The 17,305-nt window shown below is 67.0% G+C and carries 16 protein-coding genes and 1 tRNA gene; 9 read left to right on the top strand and 8 right to left on the bottom strand.

Annotated elements, in window-relative coordinates; all coding sequences use genetic code 11:
* Positions 1-7: 7 nt before the first annotated feature.
* Positions 8-1,159: a hypothetical protein gene (locus tag QX010_RS00490; RefSeq protein WP_410051910.1), complete on the bottom strand. Its 1,152-nt coding sequence runs from the start codon at positions 1,157-1,159 to the stop codon at positions 8-10.
* A 292-nt stretch (positions 1,160-1,451) separates the two neighbouring features.
* On the opposite strand from QX010_RS00490, the gene QX010_RS00485 reads away from it, so the two are divergent.
* Both QX010_RS00485 and QX010_RS00480 read left to right on the top strand, forming a co-directional pair.
* Positions 1,452-1,694 (top strand): zinc-finger domain-containing protein, encoded by a 243-nt coding sequence (locus tag QX010_RS00485; protein WP_315714692.1) that lies wholly within the window; start codon positions 1,452-1,454, stop codon positions 1,692-1,694.
* 10 nt (positions 1,695-1,704) lie between these two features.
* Positions 1,705-2,904, top strand: coding sequence for an FAD-dependent monooxygenase (locus QX010_RS00480; protein ID WP_316176978.1), 1,200 nt, complete (start codon positions 1,705-1,707; stop codon positions 2,902-2,904).
* A gap of 15 nt (positions 2,905-2,919) precedes the next feature.
* Here QX010_RS00480 and QX010_RS00475 read toward each other — a convergent pair whose 3' ends face one another.
* A complete protein-coding gene (locus tag QX010_RS00475; RefSeq protein WP_315801077.1) occupies positions 2,920-3,375 on the bottom strand; it encodes a hypothetical protein in 456 nt (151 codons plus the stop codon).
* 412 nt (positions 3,376-3,787) lie between these two features.
* Between QX010_RS00475 and QX010_RS00470 the strand changes: the two genes are divergently transcribed.
* Positions 3,788-3,874 (top strand) — tRNA-Leu (locus QX010_RS00470).
* 36 nt (positions 3,875-3,910) lie between these two features.
* Here QX010_RS00470 and QX010_RS00465 read toward each other — a convergent pair.
* From QX010_RS00465 to QX010_RS00450, 4 genes are all read right to left on the bottom strand, one after another.
* Positions 3,911-4,636 (bottom strand): Crp/Fnr family transcriptional regulator, encoded by a 726-nt coding sequence (locus QX010_RS00465; protein WP_315801078.1) that lies wholly within the window; start codon positions 4,634-4,636, stop codon positions 3,911-3,913.
* Positions 4,637-4,867: 231 nt separating this feature from the next.
* Complete coding sequence (locus QX010_RS00460) at positions 4,868-5,527, bottom strand: glutathione S-transferase family protein (RefSeq protein ID WP_316176975.1); 660 nt, start codon at positions 5,525-5,527, stop codon at positions 4,868-4,870.
* Between the two features lie 30 nt (positions 5,528-5,557).
* Positions 5,558-6,037, bottom strand: a complete 480-nt coding sequence (locus QX010_RS00455; protein ID WP_316176973.1) for an SRPBCC family protein — start codon at positions 6,035-6,037, stop codon at positions 5,558-5,560.
* A complete protein-coding gene (locus QX010_RS00450; RefSeq protein WP_316176972.1) occupies positions 6,030-6,359 on the bottom strand; it encodes a metalloregulator ArsR/SmtB family transcription factor in 330 nt (109 codons plus the stop codon). The genes QX010_RS00455 and QX010_RS00450 overlap by 8 nt, the downstream gene beginning before the upstream one ends.
* Before the next feature lie 222 nt (positions 6,360-6,581).
* On the opposite strand from QX010_RS00450, the gene QX010_RS00445 reads away from it, so the two are divergent.
* Positions 6,582-7,985, top strand: coding sequence for a methyl-accepting chemotaxis protein (locus tag QX010_RS00445; RefSeq protein WP_316176970.1), 1,404 nt, complete (start codon positions 6,582-6,584; stop codon positions 7,983-7,985).
* A 127-nt stretch (positions 7,986-8,112) separates the two neighbouring features.
* Here QX010_RS00445 and QX010_RS00440 read toward each other — a convergent pair whose 3' ends face one another.
* Positions 8,113-9,723 (bottom strand): ABC transporter substrate-binding protein, encoded by a 1,611-nt coding sequence (locus QX010_RS00440; protein WP_316176968.1) that lies wholly within the window; start codon positions 9,721-9,723, stop codon positions 8,113-8,115.
* A 263-nt stretch (positions 9,724-9,986) separates the two neighbouring features.
* Between QX010_RS00440 and QX010_RS00435 the strand changes: the two genes are divergently transcribed.
* Entirely contained in the window at positions 9,987-10,127 is a 141-nt protein-coding gene (locus QX010_RS00435) for a hypothetical protein (RefSeq protein ID WP_315801084.1), read from the top strand.
* Positions 10,128-10,225: 98 nt separating this feature from the next.
* Here QX010_RS00435 and QX010_RS00430 read toward each other — a convergent pair whose 3' ends face one another.
* On the bottom strand, positions 10,226-11,839 hold the full coding sequence (locus tag QX010_RS00430; protein WP_315801085.1) for an ABC transporter substrate-binding protein: 1,614 nt from the start codon (positions 11,837-11,839) through the stop codon (positions 10,226-10,228).
* Positions 11,840-12,108: 269 nt separating this feature from the next.
* On the opposite strand from QX010_RS00430, the gene QX010_RS00425 reads away from it, so the two are divergent.
* The 4 genes from QX010_RS00425 (at position 12,109) to QX010_RS00410 (ending at position 17,255) form a co-directional block, all read left to right on the top strand.
* Positions 12,109-13,239 carry a M20/M25/M40 family metallo-hydrolase gene (locus QX010_RS00425; RefSeq protein ID WP_316176966.1) on the top strand — a complete coding sequence of 377 codons (1,131 nt, stop codon included), beginning with the start codon at positions 12,109-12,111 and terminating at the stop codon, positions 13,237-13,239.
* Between the two features lie 391 nt (positions 13,240-13,630).
* Positions 13,631-14,572 carry an ABC transporter permease gene (locus QX010_RS00420; RefSeq protein WP_316176965.1) on the top strand — a complete coding sequence of 314 codons (942 nt, stop codon included), beginning with the start codon at positions 13,631-13,633 and terminating at the stop codon, positions 14,570-14,572.
* A 12-nt stretch (positions 14,573-14,584) separates the two neighbouring features.
* On the top strand, positions 14,585-15,475 hold the full coding sequence (locus QX010_RS00415) for an ABC transporter permease (RefSeq protein ID WP_316176963.1): 891 nt from the start codon (positions 14,585-14,587) through the stop codon (positions 15,473-15,475).
* Between the two features lie 133 nt (positions 15,476-15,608).
* Complete coding sequence (locus QX010_RS00410) at positions 15,609-17,255, top strand: ABC transporter ATP-binding protein (RefSeq protein ID WP_316176962.1); 1,647 nt, start codon at positions 15,609-15,611, stop codon at positions 17,253-17,255.
* The last annotated feature ends 50 nt before the right edge of the window (positions 17,256-17,305 follow it).

Here is a 17,305-nt window from a genome sequence, read left to right as displayed (position 1 = left end):
TCATGCTCTAGCCGCAGGACGCGGTTGCGGCCAGTTCGGGAGCGGCGGACGCGGCCTGCATCCGGCGCAGGCGGCGCCGCCGGCTCCGGTCGAGCCAGGCCTGGGTGGCCCGCTCGGTCATCGCCTTCAGCGATGCGACGAAGCTGAGCAGCGTCATCAGCGCGCCGAACAGCCAGAGCGCGAGATTGAATGCCCCCGCGGTCAGCAGCAGCGCGCCGCGGCCGAGCAGCTTCAGGATCGCGCGCGTCTGGCCGCCCTTGGCCTCGGCGAGCCGGGCCGCGCGGGCGATGTCCTTCGGCCCTTCGGCGAGCTTGAGCGAATCCAGTGCGCCGCGCGTGCCGGCCTTCTCAGTGATGCGGCCGACATCCTTGGCGAGCCGCACCAGCGCGCCGGCCTTCTCGGCGCGGAACGCCGCCCGGATCGCGGTCGCGGTCTGGCCGGGACGAAGCACCGAGCCCGAGGCCACCGCCTGCTGCAACAGCGGCGCATCGACCACCTCGCGCGCCGAGCGTCCGGCCCAGGCGGCGAGCCCCTCGCCGAGCCGCCCGACCTTTCGCGCATCCTTGACCAGCGTCAGCCCGGCCCGCACCGGCGCAGCGGTGCCGGCCGAGGCATAGGTCGCGGCGGTGACGGCAAGGCCGGCCGTGGCCAGGCCCAGCACCAGGCGGTCGGTCTCCTCGCCCATCACCAGATGCTTGCCTTCGCGCACCGCGTCGCGGATGTCGCCGAACACGAAGAGGTCGCCAGCCACGGTCCCGGACAGGCTCGCGACGTCGTCGGCCTGGCCGGTGACGAGCCCGGTCGCGAACCGCTTGGCGACGCTGGCCGGTGCCTTCTCGGCGGCCGCCGCATCGCTCACGCGCTGCACCAGCGCGTCATCGAGTGCCACCTGATGATCCCGCGCGAGCGCAACGAAGCTCTCGGCGAGATCGGGATCGCCGGCTTCGAGCGCATCCTTGATGCCGCCGGTGATGCGCGCCGGATCGGTCTGCAGCACGGAGGCGACCTGAAGCTCCGACAGCCGCGCCGGATCATCCTGCGCCGCCATGATGGCTCCGGCCCCATAGGCGTGCGGCCACACCGCAGCGCCGACCGCGGCGCTGACGGCAAGCCCGGCCAGCGCCAGACTGAGTCCCAGCTTGATTCGCTTCGAGATCACGCCGCCTTCACGTTTTCGCGGGAACGATGCGAAGAGACATAGTAATTTCCGTGCCTGACACAACGGCCTCGACGAAAGAAGGGCTTCTCGGCGGCCCTGAGTTTGTGTCGAATCCACAGGCCACAACATAACGGCGTGCGTTGCATCAAACGCGGGTTCCCAGCACTAGGAATTGGCATCAAGGCTCAGTATGGTCGCGCCGTTTTCGACGCGTGCGGCCGTGCGACCTCAGTCCCGTCCTGTTCCGTCGTGCTGACCGCATACGCTCCCGTTGCCACGCGAGGTAATACCGATGGCCGATAACATCGTCCCGCATTTCAACAACGATGCCGGTGTCCCCGTCATCGAGATCGGCTCGCATGAGTTCATGTGCGTGGGCGCCAATCCGCCGTTCGATCATCCGCACGTGTTCCTCGATCTCGGCAACGACAAAGAGATCATCTGCCCGTATTGCTCGACGCTCTACCGCTATGCGCCGGACCTCGCCGCCGGCGAGGCGCGGCCGCCGGAATGCGTGCTGAAGGACGTCGCCTGATCGGCGTGTCGTGGCATCGCGTACCGTCTATGTGGCGGGAGCCGGGATCGGCGGCCTGACGGCCGCGCTCGCGCTCGCCACCAAGGGCTTCCGAGTCGTCGTGCTGGAGAAGGCCGAACGGCTCGAGGAAGTCGGCGCCGGCCTGCAGCTCTCACCCAATGCCAGCCGGATCCTGCTCGACCTCGGCCTCGGGCCGCGGCTGACCGCGCGCGCGGTGGTGCCGGACGCCGTCAGCATCATGAGCGCGCGGGCCGGCGGCGAGATCGCCCGCCTGCCGCTCGGCGAGGCCGCGAGCCGGGCAGCGGGCGCACCCTATTGGGTGATCCACCGCGCCGACCTGCAGGCGGCGCTGGCCGCGGAGGTGATGGCGCATCCGGACGTCGAGCTGCGGCTCGGCTGCCAGTTCGAGGACGTCGCCGCCCACGCCAAGGGCCTCACCGTGGTGCATCGCCGCGGCAATGAGCGCCGCCAGGACGTGGCGCTGGCGCTGATCGGCGCCGACGGCGTGTGGTCGACGGTCCGGCACCATCTGTTTCCGCAGGTCCGCGCCGAGTTCTCCGGCCTGATCGCCTGGCGCGGCACGCTCGACGCCCGGCAATTGCCGCGCGAACTGACCGCCGCGCGGGTGCAGCTCTGGATGGGTCCCGCGGCCCATCTCGTCGCCTATCCGATTTCGGCTGGCCGGCAGGTCAATGTGGTTGCGGTGGTACCGGGCACCTGGAACCGGCCGGGCTGGAGCACGGAGGGCGATCCGGGCGAGCTGAAGGCGGCGTTCGCGCCGCCGCGCTGGCCGGCGACGGCGCGGCTGCTGCTCAATGCGGTCGACGGCTGGCGCAAATGGGCGCTGTTCGGCGTCCCCGAAGGCATCGAATGGACCGAGGGCAGCGTCGCGCTGCTCGGCGACGCCGCGCACGCCATGCTGCCGTTTGCGGCGCAAGGCGCGGGAATGGCGATCGAGGATGCGGTGGTGCTGGCCAAGAGCCTGAGCGAGGCGCGCCCGGACGGTCCCGGCGCGATCCCGGCTGCGCTGAAACGCTACGCCAAGCTGCGCCGCCCGCGCGTCGGCCAGGTGCAGCGCACCGCGCGCAACCAGGGCCGGCTCTATCACATGACCGGACCGCTGGCGCTGGCCCGCGATCTCAGCATCAAGGCGCTCGGCCCGCAGCGCCTGTCGGCGCGGCAGAGCTGGATCTACGACTGGCGGCCGTAGGCGGAGAGCGCCGTCTCAGTAGACCGAGCCATCCCGCGGCAGGGTCGACGGCGTGCCCGCACCGGAGGCCATCGGCCGCGCGGGGCGCGCCGCCGGCTTGACCGGCCTCCCAGGCTTGGCGGCCGCCGGCTGCGGCGCCGGAGTTTCCTGGCACTTGTTGCGGCGCCAGGCCTCTTCGGCGAACTGGGTCTGGCCTCGGATCGCGATATAGTCGTTGCGATAGGCGACCTCGGCCACCACCGCGCCGCCGGCTCCGGTCTCCGCCTTGGCCATCAGGCCCTGCAGCTCGGCCGCGCGCCCGGCGAGCGCCTTGCGCTCGGCCTCGAGCTGCTTGCAGTCATAGAGCTCGTACTTGGCCGGATCCGCGAAGGCGGTCGACACACTGTCGCTCATGCCGGCGCAGCCCGACAGCAGCGATCCCACCCCGAGCAGTCCCGCGGCCAGCGCGACGCGAAGCCGATCGCTGGTCATGCAGCCCCGATCGTGCAGCGGCCGCGAGCCATGGGGTCGATCTTGGGCTCGATCTTGGGCCGATCGGTCGCGGACATCGGCCCGAACGGCGGCAGCATTCGCCTCTGCGATGGTCTTCGGATTCGTCACGCTCACCTCGCTCAACGACTGGTCCGCAAGGCACGCGGATCCGAATCGTTTTCTCGTGATGGGTCCGTGCCTTACAACGGCCGCTTCGTCCATGTCTTGCACCAGATGATCCCAGACCTGACAAAGCGCTTCAGCGCGAAGGCAATCTCAAAGCAGCTGGTGACGGCCGGATTGAGGCTTTACCAAGGCGCTCGCGGTGGCTTAAGCAGAGGATGAGCTTTGGAGTCAAAGTGCAACTCGTCCGGCGTCGCCGGATGATGCGTCAGGTCTCCAAGATCAAAGCGCGGACGTGGCGGAATCGGTAGACGCAAGGGACTTAAAATCCCTCGATGGCAACGTCGTGTGGGTTCGAGTCCCACCGTCCGCACCAGCCCTGTGCACGCCTCGCTCGACTGCCCTGCCCGGCTCAGTTCAGCGCCGCCAGCCGCTCCAGCTCGGCGAGATCGGTGACCTCCAGCCTGCCCTCCGCGATCGTCAGGATCTTGCGATCGCGAAACAGCGCGAGCACGCGGCTGACATGGACCGAGGTCACGCCGACGGCGTCGGCGATGTGCTGCTGCTTCAAGGGAAACGGATAGCGGTGGTGCTGGACCACGCCGTCCACCGCGACCCGCCGCATCAGGCTGAGCAGCAGATGCGCGATCCGGCGCTCGGCCGGACGCTGGCCGAGCACGGTGATGAGCTCGTAGGAGGCTCGACCGTTGTCGCCGAGCGAGCGGAACACCTCCATCATGACCAGCTCGTCGGCACGGCACTGCTTGCGGACCTCCTCGCCATCGAGCCGGCTGACCTGGACCTGGGTCAAGGCCTTGGCCGAAAAGCTCATGCCTTTGGCGAAGATCGCCGCCGGCGAGAAGATGTCGCCCGGCAGCAGGAAGCGCAGGATCTGGCGGCCGCCATCCGACAACTGGATGTAACGGAATGCCCAGCCGCTGCAGAGCACGAGCACGTCGTCGCGCGCCTCGCTCTGGCATTTGATCTGCTGGCCGGCCCGGACGCTGAAGAACTGCTGATTGAGCCGCGGCAGCGCCGACTGCGCCCGGCAGGCCCTGAACAGCGCGGCACAGAATCCGGAATCGACGTGGGTGCAGGAGACGCAGCAGCCGGCGAGATCGGGTTCTGATCGCAGCATCAAGGGGTGCGCGCGCTTCCGTCCCGCCGACCCGGATTCGTCATCCGGTCATCGGGACGCTGTGGCGGTCGATCGGGGGCGGCGGATGCCGAAGCCTTCGACCTGCGTCGCAGCTAAAATGGAACCGGTCCGCAGCGATATAACCTGGATTAATCATGCGGCTGAAAGTCGCCCATCCGTCCCGACGGCCGTCGCAGCGCGACACCCGAAGCATGATCGACGCCGCTTGGCCTACGCCGCCTGCACTCGCGCCGTCAGCTCCGCCATGGTGGTGGACTTGAAGCTCGGCCGCGCCTCCAGCCGCTCGATCCACGCGACGAGATTGGGATGGCCGGCGGTCAGCTCCGCCCATTCCGGCGTCAGCGACAGGAAGCTCGCCTGCGGCGCGGCCTGCAGATCGGCCAGCGACAGATGATCGCCGACCATGAACGGCTGCTCGCCGAGCAGCCGCGACAACTCGGCGATGACCGCCCTCGCCTGCGGCATCGCGCGCGCGATCGCAGCTTCGTCGGTGGTCGTGCCGAAGAATTGCGGACCGACGATGCGCTGGAAGAGGATGACGTTGCATACGCCCTGGAACAGGTACCAGTCGCTGATGTTCATCACCTGGTCCATGCGCGCGGCCTTCCGGACATCCACGGGCGTCAGGGCCGGCTCGGGCAGCACGCGGTCGAGATAGCGCAGGATCGCCTGGGTCTCGTACAACACGAAGCCGTCATGCGCGAGCGCCGGCACGCGCCCGAAGGGATGACGCGCCAGATGCGCCGCAGTCTTGGAGTCCCCCGGCGCCATCGCCGCGAGCCGATACGGAACGCCTTTCTCCTCCAGCGCGATCAGCACGCTGCGCCCGAACGGGCTTCCCGGCACGGAATGGACGACGAACTCGGACATCACGATCTCCCCACGCTGATGATGAACTTCTCACGCCGGCGGCCGCTCGGCCTCGGCCACGAAGCACTGCAGCAGCCCCGGCCAGCCGCCGTCGACGTCGCGGCGCATCGATGCGCCGGCCTCGCTGCCCATGGTCTCGAACTTGTGGTGCAGCAGTTCGACCCGGGTCGCGTCTGGGCCCTCGGCCACGAACTGCACGTCGACCTCCGAGCGCATCGCGGCATCCGGCTTCCACTGCGCATCGACCTGCCACAGTATGATGAAGCGATGCGGCGGCTCCCACAGCGTGATCGTCGCGACCGTGGTCGCCGTGCGGTCCTCGGCGATCTCGAGCCAGTGGCCGCCGAGCTTCGGCTCCAGCAGCACCTTCTCGATCGGCTTGCGGCCGACCCCATGCGTATGCGGCCACCAGCGCGTCAGGCCGCGCGTGAACACGTCGAAGGCATGATCGATCGGCGCCCGGACATGGACAAGCTTCCGGTCCGGCGCAATCACGGCACCCTCACTCATCGATCCTCCCTTTCGTCTGCCGATGCGTGCGCTCCGCCTCGATCTTGAAGGCGAGCAGCGCGTCGTCCCAGAAGCTGTCGAGCCAGTCGCGCAGCTCGGCCAACCCCTCACGGCGCAAAGCGTAGATGCGCCGCACCCCCTCGCTGCGTTCCTCGACCAGGCCGGCATCCTTCAGCACCTTCAGATGCTGCGAGACGGCCGGCCGCGACACCGGCATTCCCGCCGCAATCGCGTGGACCGGGCGCGGCCCGCCGCGCAGCCGCTCGAACACCTCCCGCCGCGTCGGGTCCGCCAAAACGTTCAGCGCCATTTCGTAAGTCATGACTTACTGTAAGCCAATACTTACCAAACTGTCAAGGATGCCGGCTCGACGCGGAACACGAGAGTCTGATCCAGCAGATCTCGCCACCGCCGGTTGCAGGGAGAAACCCGCCGTTAACCACAACCGAACCACGGTGGAACCAACGGCTGCCGGCGTTCCGAGTCGATCACCTGCGTGCGACGTTCCGAGGCCAGCCGGGGCTCGCCATCAATGAGAGGCACGATGCTGGGATTCCGCAGCCGAAAGAACGAACCGTCGGATGCCCCGCCCGCCCCCGACACGGACGCACACGACGCCTTCCAGGACACGCTGGCGCGGTGCCTGGGCGACTGGGCGGACGGCAGGCTCAACCGCGATGTCGCTGATGTCGACGCTGCCGCGCTACGTGCCAGGCTCAAGCCGCAACTGATCGAGGCCATCCATCGCCTGGGCATCGCGCTGGCCACCCGCGCCTCCCAGGACCTGGATTCCATCGTCGACCTCTGCATCAACAGCAACGAAGCCTCGATCAGCGCGGCGCGCCTGATCGGCGCCTCCAACAATCAATCCGAGCGCTGCCAGAGCCTCGCTTCGGCCTCGGTGGAGATGCAGGCCTCCGTGCACACCATCCGGGCGACGTCGACCCAGGCTGCAGCCGAGGCCGCCGCGACCCGCCAGGCCGTCGAGGACAGCGTGACCGCGGTGCGGCGGACGTTGCAGACGATGAACGGCATCGCCAGCTCCGTGCGCGACACCTCGGCAAAGATCGCCGATCTCAGCGCCGCCTCCGCCGAGATCGGATCCATCGTCGGCACCATCGACGCGATCGCCAACCAGACCAACCTGCTGGCGCTCAATGCCACCATCGAGGCGGCGCGCGCCGGCGAGTTCGGACGCGGCTTCGCCGTCGTTGCGGCCGAGGTCAAGAACCTGTCGCAGCAGACGACCAAGGCGACGGAGGACATCAAGGGCCGCATCGAGCGGCTGCAGGGCGAGATGAGCGGCATCGTCGAGGCCATGGCCGGCGGCGCCAAGGCGGTCGAGGTCGGCATGTCCGAGATGGACGATCTGGCGCAGGCGGTCGATCAGGCCGGCACCCGGACCGCGGTGGTCAGCACCAAGATGGACGAAATCTCCGGCATTCTCGCCGAGCAGTCCGCCGCGACCGACGAGGTCGCACAGGGCATCACCATCATCGCCGATCTCGCGACCGCCAATGCCAACGAGGTGATGTCGCTCGCGGACACCATGGGCAAGACGGACGCGAAGGTCGGCAAGATGCTGGGCGAGATCGCCAAGCTTTCGCTGGACCACCAGGTGGTGAGACTGGCCAAGGCCGACCACGTGATCTGGAAAAAGCGGCTGGTCGACATGTCGGTCGGCCGGCTGCAACTGCGCGCCGACGAGCTCTCCGATCATCACACGTGCCGGCTCGGCAAATGGTACTATGGCGAAGGCGGTCGGCGTTTGGCCGGGGATCCGGCATTCCGCAACCTCGAGCGCCCGCACGAGGCGGTGCACCGCCACGGCAAGGAAGCGGCGCGGCTGTTCAGCTCAGGGCACATCGAGGAAGCGCTCAATGAGATCGGCCGGGTCGAGGTCGCATCCAGCGAGGTGCTGGCGGCGCTGGACCAGATCAAGGCGTGATTGAAGATCGTCGTTCCGCGTGAGATGCGTAGCCCGGATGAGCGCAGCGACATCCGGGCTACGCATCTCACGCACGGCGGTGGCGAACCCGCATGTCGCTGCGCTCATGCGGGCTACACGACCTCCGCTACTCGCTCTTCTCGACGTTCCAGAACACCGGCACGGCCTGCCCTTCCAGCACGCCGGTGATCGACTTGCGCCAGGCGCTCGGCATGAACCATTGGCCGAGCGGCACGTAGATCACCTGATCGTAGACCTCCTGCTGAATCTGGGCGGCGATCCGCTTCTGGTCCTCCGGCTTGGTGGCCTTGGCGAAGGCGTCGCGCAGCTCCTCCATCTTGGGATCGTCGGGCCAGCCGAACGGGCTCTTCTGGCCGCGCGCGCCGACGAAGGTGCTGCCGATCGGATTGCCGGAGTCGGCGATCACCGAGTTGGTGAAGAACATGTTCCAGCCGCCCTCCTTCGGCGACTTCTGGCTGGCACGCCGCGTCACCACGGTCTGCCAGTCCGTCGTCTGCAGATCGACCTTGAACCCGGCGGCGCGCAGGAGCTGCGCAGCGACCACCGGCTGCGCCTTCAGGGTGATCGCATCGCCCGGCGCGAGGATCACGACGGGCGTGCCGTCATAGCCGGCCTCGGCCAGCAGCTTCTTGGCCTGCTCCATGCCGTTGCCCTTCACCAGCGTCTCCGAGCCGACGTCGGATTCGAGCGGCGTGCCGCAGCCGAACACGGCGCCGCAGATCGTGTAGTACTTGGCGTTGCCGACCAGCGCGTCGAGCACGTCCTTCTGGTTCAGCGCCAGGAAGGCCGCACGGCGGATCTTCACGTTGTCGAACGGCGGAAACAGGAAGTTCATGCGTCCCAGGGTCTGGTAGCCGAACTTGTTCAGCACGTTCATCGACAGATCGGGATTGCCGGCGAGCACCGGCTCGAGGTCGAGCGGCGGGAATTCCATGAAGTCGATGTCGCCGGCCTGAAGCGCGTTGACGGCCGTCTGCGCGTCGGGCATCGAGACCCACTCGACGCGGTCGACCTTCACCACCTTGCCGCCGGCCGTCCAGCTCGGCGGCTCCTTGCGCGGCACGTAGTCGGTGTTCTTCTCATAGACCGCCTTCACGCCCGGCTGGAATTCCGCCTTGACGAACTTGAACGGTCCGGAGCCGATCTGCTCCGAGATCTGCTGGTTCGCGGGCGTCTCGGCGAGACGCTTCGGCATCATGAACGGTACGTAGGACGACGGCTTGCCGATGGACTCCAGCACCAGGCCGTACGGCTGCTTCAGCTTCAAGGTGATGGTCTTGGCGTCGGTGGCCTCGAGCGAGGCGGTCGCCTCCATCAGCTTCTGGCCCATGCTGTCGTTGCGGCTCCAGCGCCTCAGCGAGGCGACGCAGTCCTCGGCGGTGACATCAGTGCCGTCGTGCCACTTCAGGCCGTCGCGCAGGGTGAAGGTGTAGGTCAGCTTGTCGTCGGAGACCTTCCAGTCCGCCATCTGCGGCTGGACCTGAAACTTGGCGTCCGTCCCGAGCAGGGTGTCGTACACCATGTAGCCGTGGTCGCGTGTGATGTAGGCCGGCGTGAACACGGGATCGATCACGCGCAGGTCCGAATGCATCACCGCCGTGATCGTCTTCTTGCCGGCGAAGGCCTCGGTCGTGACGCCCGCCATCGACACGGCCATGACCGAAGCGACGAACCATGAAACGAGCGCGGATGCGGTCCGGCGCGGAGTATGTGACATGCGATCTCTCTTGGCGTGAGCTTCCATCCGGGGGCCCTGACACCGATCAAGGCCTGACGAGGCGTCCTGCGTCGCGTCTGCAAACGCTTCAGCAAACAGTCTCGGCGAGGAGACTTGCAGCAGTTCCCTCGCAGGTCAATCGCCATGGGCGCATGGGTCGCCGCATCACGCGGATGCACATATCGCGATTGCGTCGATCACGTCCCGCCATCTGGAACTCGGCGGCTCCCGGTCTGTTATGCGCAGCAGCAAGGAGCCTGATGATGCCGAATGAAGTCACCAAACCGCGGGACAGCCGACGTCCGGCCATGCCGATCCGCACCGAGAAGAACCCGTCCCAGGATCAGATCAGCCCGCCCTTGATGGTCGAGGGTCTCGAAGCGGTGCGCGATCCGCACTGCTGAGGGGCGCTCACGCACGGGCGAATGCGGGAACAAAAAAGAGACGCGGCGAAGTTTCCACTTCGCCGCGTCTTTGTTTGCATCACGAGTGCGTTCGCCGCCTACTCGCTCTTGTCGACGTTCCAGAACAGCGGCGTCGCCGGGCCGTCGAGCACGCCGCTCAGCGACTTGCGCCAGCCGCTCGGTACCAGATACTGGCCGAGCGGGATGTAGATCACCTTCTCGTAGTTCAGCTTCTGGATCTCGGTGGCGATCTTCTTCTGCTCGTCGAGCGAGGACGATCGCGCATAGGCGTCGCGCAGCTTCTCGATCTCGGCATCCTCGGCCCAGCCGAACCAGCCGCCCTTTGTGCCGCGGCCGCCGACCGAGACGTTCACCACGGGATTGGCGACGTCGGCGCCGACCCAGTTGGTGAAGAACATGTTCCAGCCGCCCTCCTTCACAGGTTTCTGGCTGGCGCGCCGCGTCACCACGGTCTGCCAGTCGGTGGCCTGCAGGTCGACCTTGAAACCGGCCTCGCGCAACAGTTGCGCCGCCACCACGGGCTGCGCCTTCAGGGTGGTGACGTCGCCCGGCGCCATGATCGCGATCGGCGTGCCGTCATAGCCGGACTCGGCAAGCGCCTTCTTGGCTTCCGCCATGCCGTTGCCCTTGATCAGCGTCTCGGCGCCGACGTCGGTCTCGAGCGGCGTGCCGCACACGAACACGGCGCCGCAGATCTTCTGATACTTCTCATTGCCGACCAGCGCGTCGAGCACGTCCTTCTGGTTCAGCGCGAGGAAGGCCGCGCGGCGCACCTTCACGTTGTCGAACGGCGGGTTGAGGAAGTTCATGCGGCCGAGCGTCTGGAAGCCGAACTTGTTCAGCACGTCGATCTTGAGCTCGGAGTTCGCCTCCAGCACCGGCAGCATGTCGTAGGGAAGGTTCTCCATGAAGTCGATGTCGCCTGACTGCAGCGCGTTCACCGCGGTCTGCGCATCCGGCATCGTGATCCACTCGACGCGGTCGACCTTCACCACCTTGCCGCCGGACGTCCAGCTCGCCGGCTCCTTGCGCGGCACGTAGTCGGTGTTCTTCTCGTACACCGCCTTCACGCCCGGCTGGAATTCCGCCTTGACGAATTTGAACGGGCCCGAGCCGATCTGCTCGGGAATCTGCTGGCCCGCCGGCGTCTCGGCGAGACGCTTCGGCATCATGAACGGCACCAGCGAGGACGGCTTGGCGATCGACTCCAGGACGAGTCCATAGGGCTCCTTCAACTTGAGCACGATGGTCTTGGCATCCGCAGCCTCGAGGCTCGCCGTGAAGTCCATCAGCTTCTGGCCCATGCCGTCGTTGCGGCCCCAGCGCTTCAGCGAGGCGACGCAGTCCTCGGCGGTCACCGGCGTGCCGTCATGCCATTTCAGGCCGTCGCGCAGGGTGAAGGTGTAGGTCAGCTTGTCGTCGGAGATCTTCCAATCCGCCATCTGCGGCTGGACCTTGAAATTCGAATCGGTCGCCAGCAGCGTGTCGTAGACCATGTAGCCATGGTCACGGGTGATGTAGGCCGTCGTGAATCCGGGATCGATGACGCGCAGATCCGAATGCATCACCGCCGTGATCGTCTTCTTGCCGGCTGCGATGGCCTGGGTGCTCAGCGCCGTCGAGAGCGAAAGCATGGAAACGGCGAGGCTCGTCGCGAGCGTCAGACGTTTCCAGCGCGGGCTGTGGAACATTACGAGGTCTCCTGAGTGGATGGTTTGACCTGAAACTGATCAGATCCAGACCATTCGTTGGGCGTGCAGATCAATCCTTGTGCGAACTAACATGCTGTAAGTCGCGAGCTTTCGACAGTTGCAGAGGTCGCCTTTCGCGTCAATCCGCATTCAGCGCATGCGGCCCTGGGCTGAGAATGCCGTTAACGTCTGCATAGCTTTCGCTTTACAAGGCGAACGCAACTCCGTCTCGTGTCATGAGATCGCGACAAAGCCTTGAGAGAGCGCAAATGAATCCAGCCCATCTTCCCTTCGATACCGACATCATGCTGCAGGGCTTGCGCGGCTGGGTCGAACGCGAAAGTCCGACCTGGGACGCCGCCGCGGTGGAGCGCATGCTGGATCTTGCCGCGCGCGACATGGCGATCATGGGTGCGACGATCGAGCGCATCGCCGGACGCCAGGGCTTCGCCGGCTGCGTGCGCGCCCGCTTCCCGCACCCGCGGCAGGGTGAGCCGGGCATCCTGATCGCCGGCCACATGGATACCGTTCACCCCGTCGGCACGCTGGCCAAGCTGCCGTGGCGCCGCGAGGGCAACCGATGCTACGGGCCCGGCATCTGCGACATGAAAGGCGGCAACTATCTCTCGCTGGAAGCGATCCGCCAGTTGAGCAAGGCGTCCATCGCCACGCCGCTGCCGATCACCGTCCTGTTCACGCCTGACGAGGAGGTCGGCACGCCCTCGACCCGCGACATCATCGAAGCCGAGGCGCAGCGCAACAAATACGTGCTGGTGCCCGAGCCGGGCCGTCAGGACAATGGCGTGGTGACCGGCCGCTATGCCATCGCCCGCTTCAATCTCGAGGCGATCGGACGTCCGAGCCATGCCGGCGCACGGCTCGGCGCGGGCCGTTCCGCGATCCGGGAAATGGCGCGACAGATCCTCGCCATCGACGGCATGACGACCGAGGACTGCACCTTCTCGGTCGGCATCGTGCATGGCGGTCAGTGGGTCAATTGCGTCGCCACCACCGCCACCGGCGAAGCGCTCAGCATGGCGAAACGGCAGGCCGACCTCGATCGCGGCGTGGAGCGCATGCTGGCCCTGTCCGGCACCACCGACGACGTGACCTTCAAGGTGACGCGCGGCGTGACGCGGCCGGTGTGGGAGCCGGATTCCGGAACCATGGCGCTGTACGACAAGGCGCGCGGAATCGCCGAGCAGCTCGGCCTGTCGCTGCCGCACGGCTCGGCAGGCGGCGGCTCGGATGGCAATTTCACCGGCGCGCTCGGCATTCCAACCCTCGACGGCCTAGGGGTGCGCGGCACCGACATGCACACTCTGAACGAGCACATCGAGATCGACAGCCTCGCCGAGCGCGGCCGCCTGATGGCGGGACTGCTCGCGACGCTCGACTAGATCGCGGCACGCGACGGCGCGCAGCCCGCATGAGCGTCAGCGACATGCGGGTCCCGCTCGTCGGCGCGGTCGCTGCGCTCGCCCGGGCTACGCTGCGCAGCAGCACGGTTTCATTTTCCGGGACCTGCACGGGGCGAGTGGACAATCACTCCGCAGCGCGCGCATGATGGCATGCGGCTTGCAAAGTTTCCGCGAAGGTTCGCCGCAAAAGTGCTGCGACATTGTTCGCAAATGCGATGGTTCGCGCGGATCACGAACACCGTGTCATCCTGCGCGCAGGAGCGGGCGAGCGCACATCGGAGACCTTGAAAGCGATGGACATCGGTGACATGCACACTCTCTCACGACGTTGCGCGCGTCGCCCCAGCACCATGAAGGCGGTTCTCTCAAGATGATCGGTTATCTGCTTCGCCGCATCCTCGCGTCCATCCCCGTGATGGGCGTGGTGGCGCTGTTCGTCTTTCTCCTGCTGCGGCTGACGCCGGGCGATCCCGCCGCGATTCTCGCCGGCGACAACGCGACTCCGGAGCAGCTCGAGCGCATCCGCATCACGCTCGGCTTGCACGAGCCGCTCTACATCCAGTTCTTCACCTGGATCAATCAGCTGCTGCATGGCGATCTCGGCGTCTCGCTGATCTCGAAGGTGCCGGTGCTGCAGATGATCGGCCAGCGCATCGAGCCGTCGATCTCGGTCGCGATCTCGACCATCATCCTGTCGATCCTCGTCGCCGTCCCGCTCGGCGTCATCGCGGCCTGGAAGCACGGCACCTGGATCGATCGCTTCGTGATGGCGCTCTCGGTGATCGGCTTCTCGGTGCCGGTGTTCGTCATCGGCTACATCCTGATCCAGATGTTCGCGATCAACCTGCGCTGGGTCCCCGTTCAGGGCTTCAAGAGTCTCAGCGCCGGCTTCGGCCCGTTCTTCGAGCGCATCATCCTGCCGACCTGCGCCTTGTCCTTCATCTACGTCGCGCTGATCGCGCGCATGACGCGCGCCGCGATGCTCGACGTGCTCGGCGAGGACTTCGTGCGTACCGCGCGCGCCAAGGGCGTCAGCGAGATCGCGGTGCTGCTGCGCCACGCGCTGCGCAATGCGGCGGTGCCCGTCATCACCGTGATCGGCTCCGGCTTCGCGCTGCTGATCTCCGGCGTCGTGGTCACCGAGAGCGTGTTCAACCTGCCGGGCATCGGCCGCCTCACCGTCGACGCCGTGCTGGCGCGCGACTATCCGGTCATCCAGGGCATGATCCTTCTGACCTCCTTCATCTATCTCGCGGTCAATCTCCTGATCGACCTCGCCTATACCCTGCTCGATCCCCGCATCCGCTACTGAGGCCCTGTTCCGATGGCAATCGTCACCACTCCTGAGCCGTCGATCCCGGTCACCACGCGACTCGGGCCGCGGTTCGGCTTTCTGACCTCGACCCCGATCATCGCCGTGGCCACGGTGTGCCTGTCGCTGATCGTGATCATCTCGATCCTGGCCCCGCTGCTGGCGCCGCATGATCCCATCCTGCTGGCGCCGGCGCAGCGGCTCAAGCCGTCGAGCGCGCAATATCTGCTCGGCACCGACGCCTATGGCCGCGACCTGCTGTCGCGCACGATCTATGGCGGCCGCATCTCGCTTCTGGTCGGCGTCGGCGCGGCGATCATCTCGATCGCGATCGGCCTGGTGATCGGCCTCGTCTCCGGCTTCTTCCGCTGGGTCGACGCCATCATGATGCGGGTGATGGACGGCCTGATGGCGATCCCGAGCATCCTGCTCGCCATCGCCGTGGTGTCGCTGTCCGGCGCCAGCGTCGGCACCGTGATGATCGCGATCACCATCGTCGAGATCCCGCGCGTCGCTCGCCTCGTCCGCTCCGTCGTGCTGACCGCGCGCGAGGAGCCCTATGTCGAGGCCGCGATTTCATTGGGCACGTCGATGCCCAAGATCATGTGGCGGCACCTGATGCCGAACACGATCGCGCCGCTGATCGTCCAGGGCACCTACATCTGCGCCGCCGCGATTCTCACCGAGGCGATCCTGTCGTTCCTCGGCGCCGGCATCAGCCCGGAGACGCCGACCTGGGGCAACATCATGGCCGAGGGCCGCTCCTACTTCCAGATCAAGCCGTCGCTGATCTTCTGGCCCGGCCTGCTGCTGTCGATCGCGATCCTGTCGATCAACCTGATCGGCGACGCCGCCCGCGACGCGCTCGACCCGCGCATGAAGCAGCGCGAGGCCGGCAAGTGACGGCACCGCTTAGCCCAGATGATCATCTCACTTTTCGTCATTGCGAGCGAAGCGAAGCAATCCAGGGCCACGCCCGCGACTCTGGATTGCTTCGTCGCTTCGCTCCTCGCAATGACGGCGGAGACCTGACCTAATGACCGACACCATCCTCGACATCGACAATCTCGTCGTCACCGTCGGCAAGACGAAGAACCCGAACGGCCCGCGTATCATCGACGGCGTCTCGATCAAGGTCGAGAAAGGCGAGACGCTCTGCGTCGTCGGCGAGAGCGGCTCCGGCAAATCGGTGACGTCGCTGACCACGATGGGCCTTCTGCCGAAGAACGCGCTGCATGCCGTCGGCGGCAGCGTCAAGCTGGTCGGCGAAGAGCTGCTCACCGCGACCGATCGCCGGCTGCGTGAGCTGCGTGCCACCCGGATGGCGATGATCTTTCAGGAGCCGATGACCGCGCTCAATCCGGTCGTGCCGGTCGGCCGCCAGATCGACGAGGTGCTGCGCGCGCATACGTCGCTCGATGCACGGGCGCGGCGCAAGCGCATCCTCGACATGATGGAGCAGGTCCACCTGCCCGACGTCGAGCGAATCTTCGGCTCCTATCCCCATCGCCTGTCCGGCGGCCAGCGCCAGCGCATCATGATCGCGATGGCGCTGGTGCTCGAGCCGAAGCTGCTGATCGCCGACGAGCCGACCACCGCGCTCGACGTCACCACGCAGAAGCAGATCCTTTCGCTGATCCGCGAGCTGCAGCGCGATCACGGCACGGCGGTGCTGTTCATCACCCACGACATGGGCGTGGTCGCCGAGATCGCCGACCGCGTCGCGGTGATGCGCCAGGGGCGCCTGGTCGAGACCGGCGCGCTCGACAAGATCCTGCGCGCGCCCGAGATGGACTACACGCGCAACCTGCTGGCGTCCGTGCCCAGCCTGATCCCGCGCCCGCCCCGGCCTGAGAGCACCGAGCCGGTGGTGCTGGAGACCAACGAGCTCGGCAAGGTCTATCGCGAGCGCTCGTTCCTCGGCAAAGCGCGCGAGGTCGTCGCCGCGCAGAACGTCACCCTCACCCTGCGCAAGGGCCGCACGCTCGGCATCGTCGGCGAGAGCGGCTCCGGCAAGTCGACGGTGGCCCGCTGCATCGTCCGGCTGATCGATCCGACCTCCGGCGGCGTCCGCCTTGCCGGCCACGAGATCTCGATCCTGACGCGGCGGCTGCTGCAGCCGCACCGCAAGCGCATCCAGATCGTGTTCCAGGATCCCTACCGCTCACTCAACCCGCGCCTCACCGTCGGCGAGAGCATCGCCGAGGGGCCCGTCAATTACGGCACGCCGCACGACAAGGCGATGGCGCGGGCGCGCGAGCTTCTCGAGCTGGTCGGGCTGCCCGCGGACGCGATCTCGCGCTATCCGCACCAGTTCTCCGGCGGCCAGCGCCAGCGCATCGCGATCGCCCGCGCACTCGCGCTCGATCCGGACGTGCTGGTGGCGGACGAAGCCGTCTCTGCACTGGACGTGTCGGTGCAGGCGCAGGTGCTGGAGCTGCTCGACGAGATCCAGCGCCGGCTCGGGATCGCGATCCTGTTCATCACGCATGATCTGCGCGTTGCCGCGCAGATCTGCGACGACGTCGTCGTGATGCAGAAGGGCCGCATCGTCGAACAGGGCCCGGCCGGCGAGATCCTGACGCATCCGAAGGAGGCCTATACCAGGTCCCTGCTCGAAGCGGCCCCCGGACGGAACTGGGACTTTGCCAACTTCCGGCCGGTGGCGGAAGCGGTGGCGTAGCAGCGCTGCCGTAGCCCGCATGAGCGAAAGCCGGCGCGCGGAACGCGCGG

The organism is Bradyrhizobium sp. SZCCHNRI1009 (genome assembly GCF_032487575.1).
GTDB lineage: Bacteria > Pseudomonadota > Alphaproteobacteria > Rhizobiales > Xanthobacteraceae > Bradyrhizobium.
This window is presented reverse-complemented; position numbering and strand designations above follow the sequence as displayed.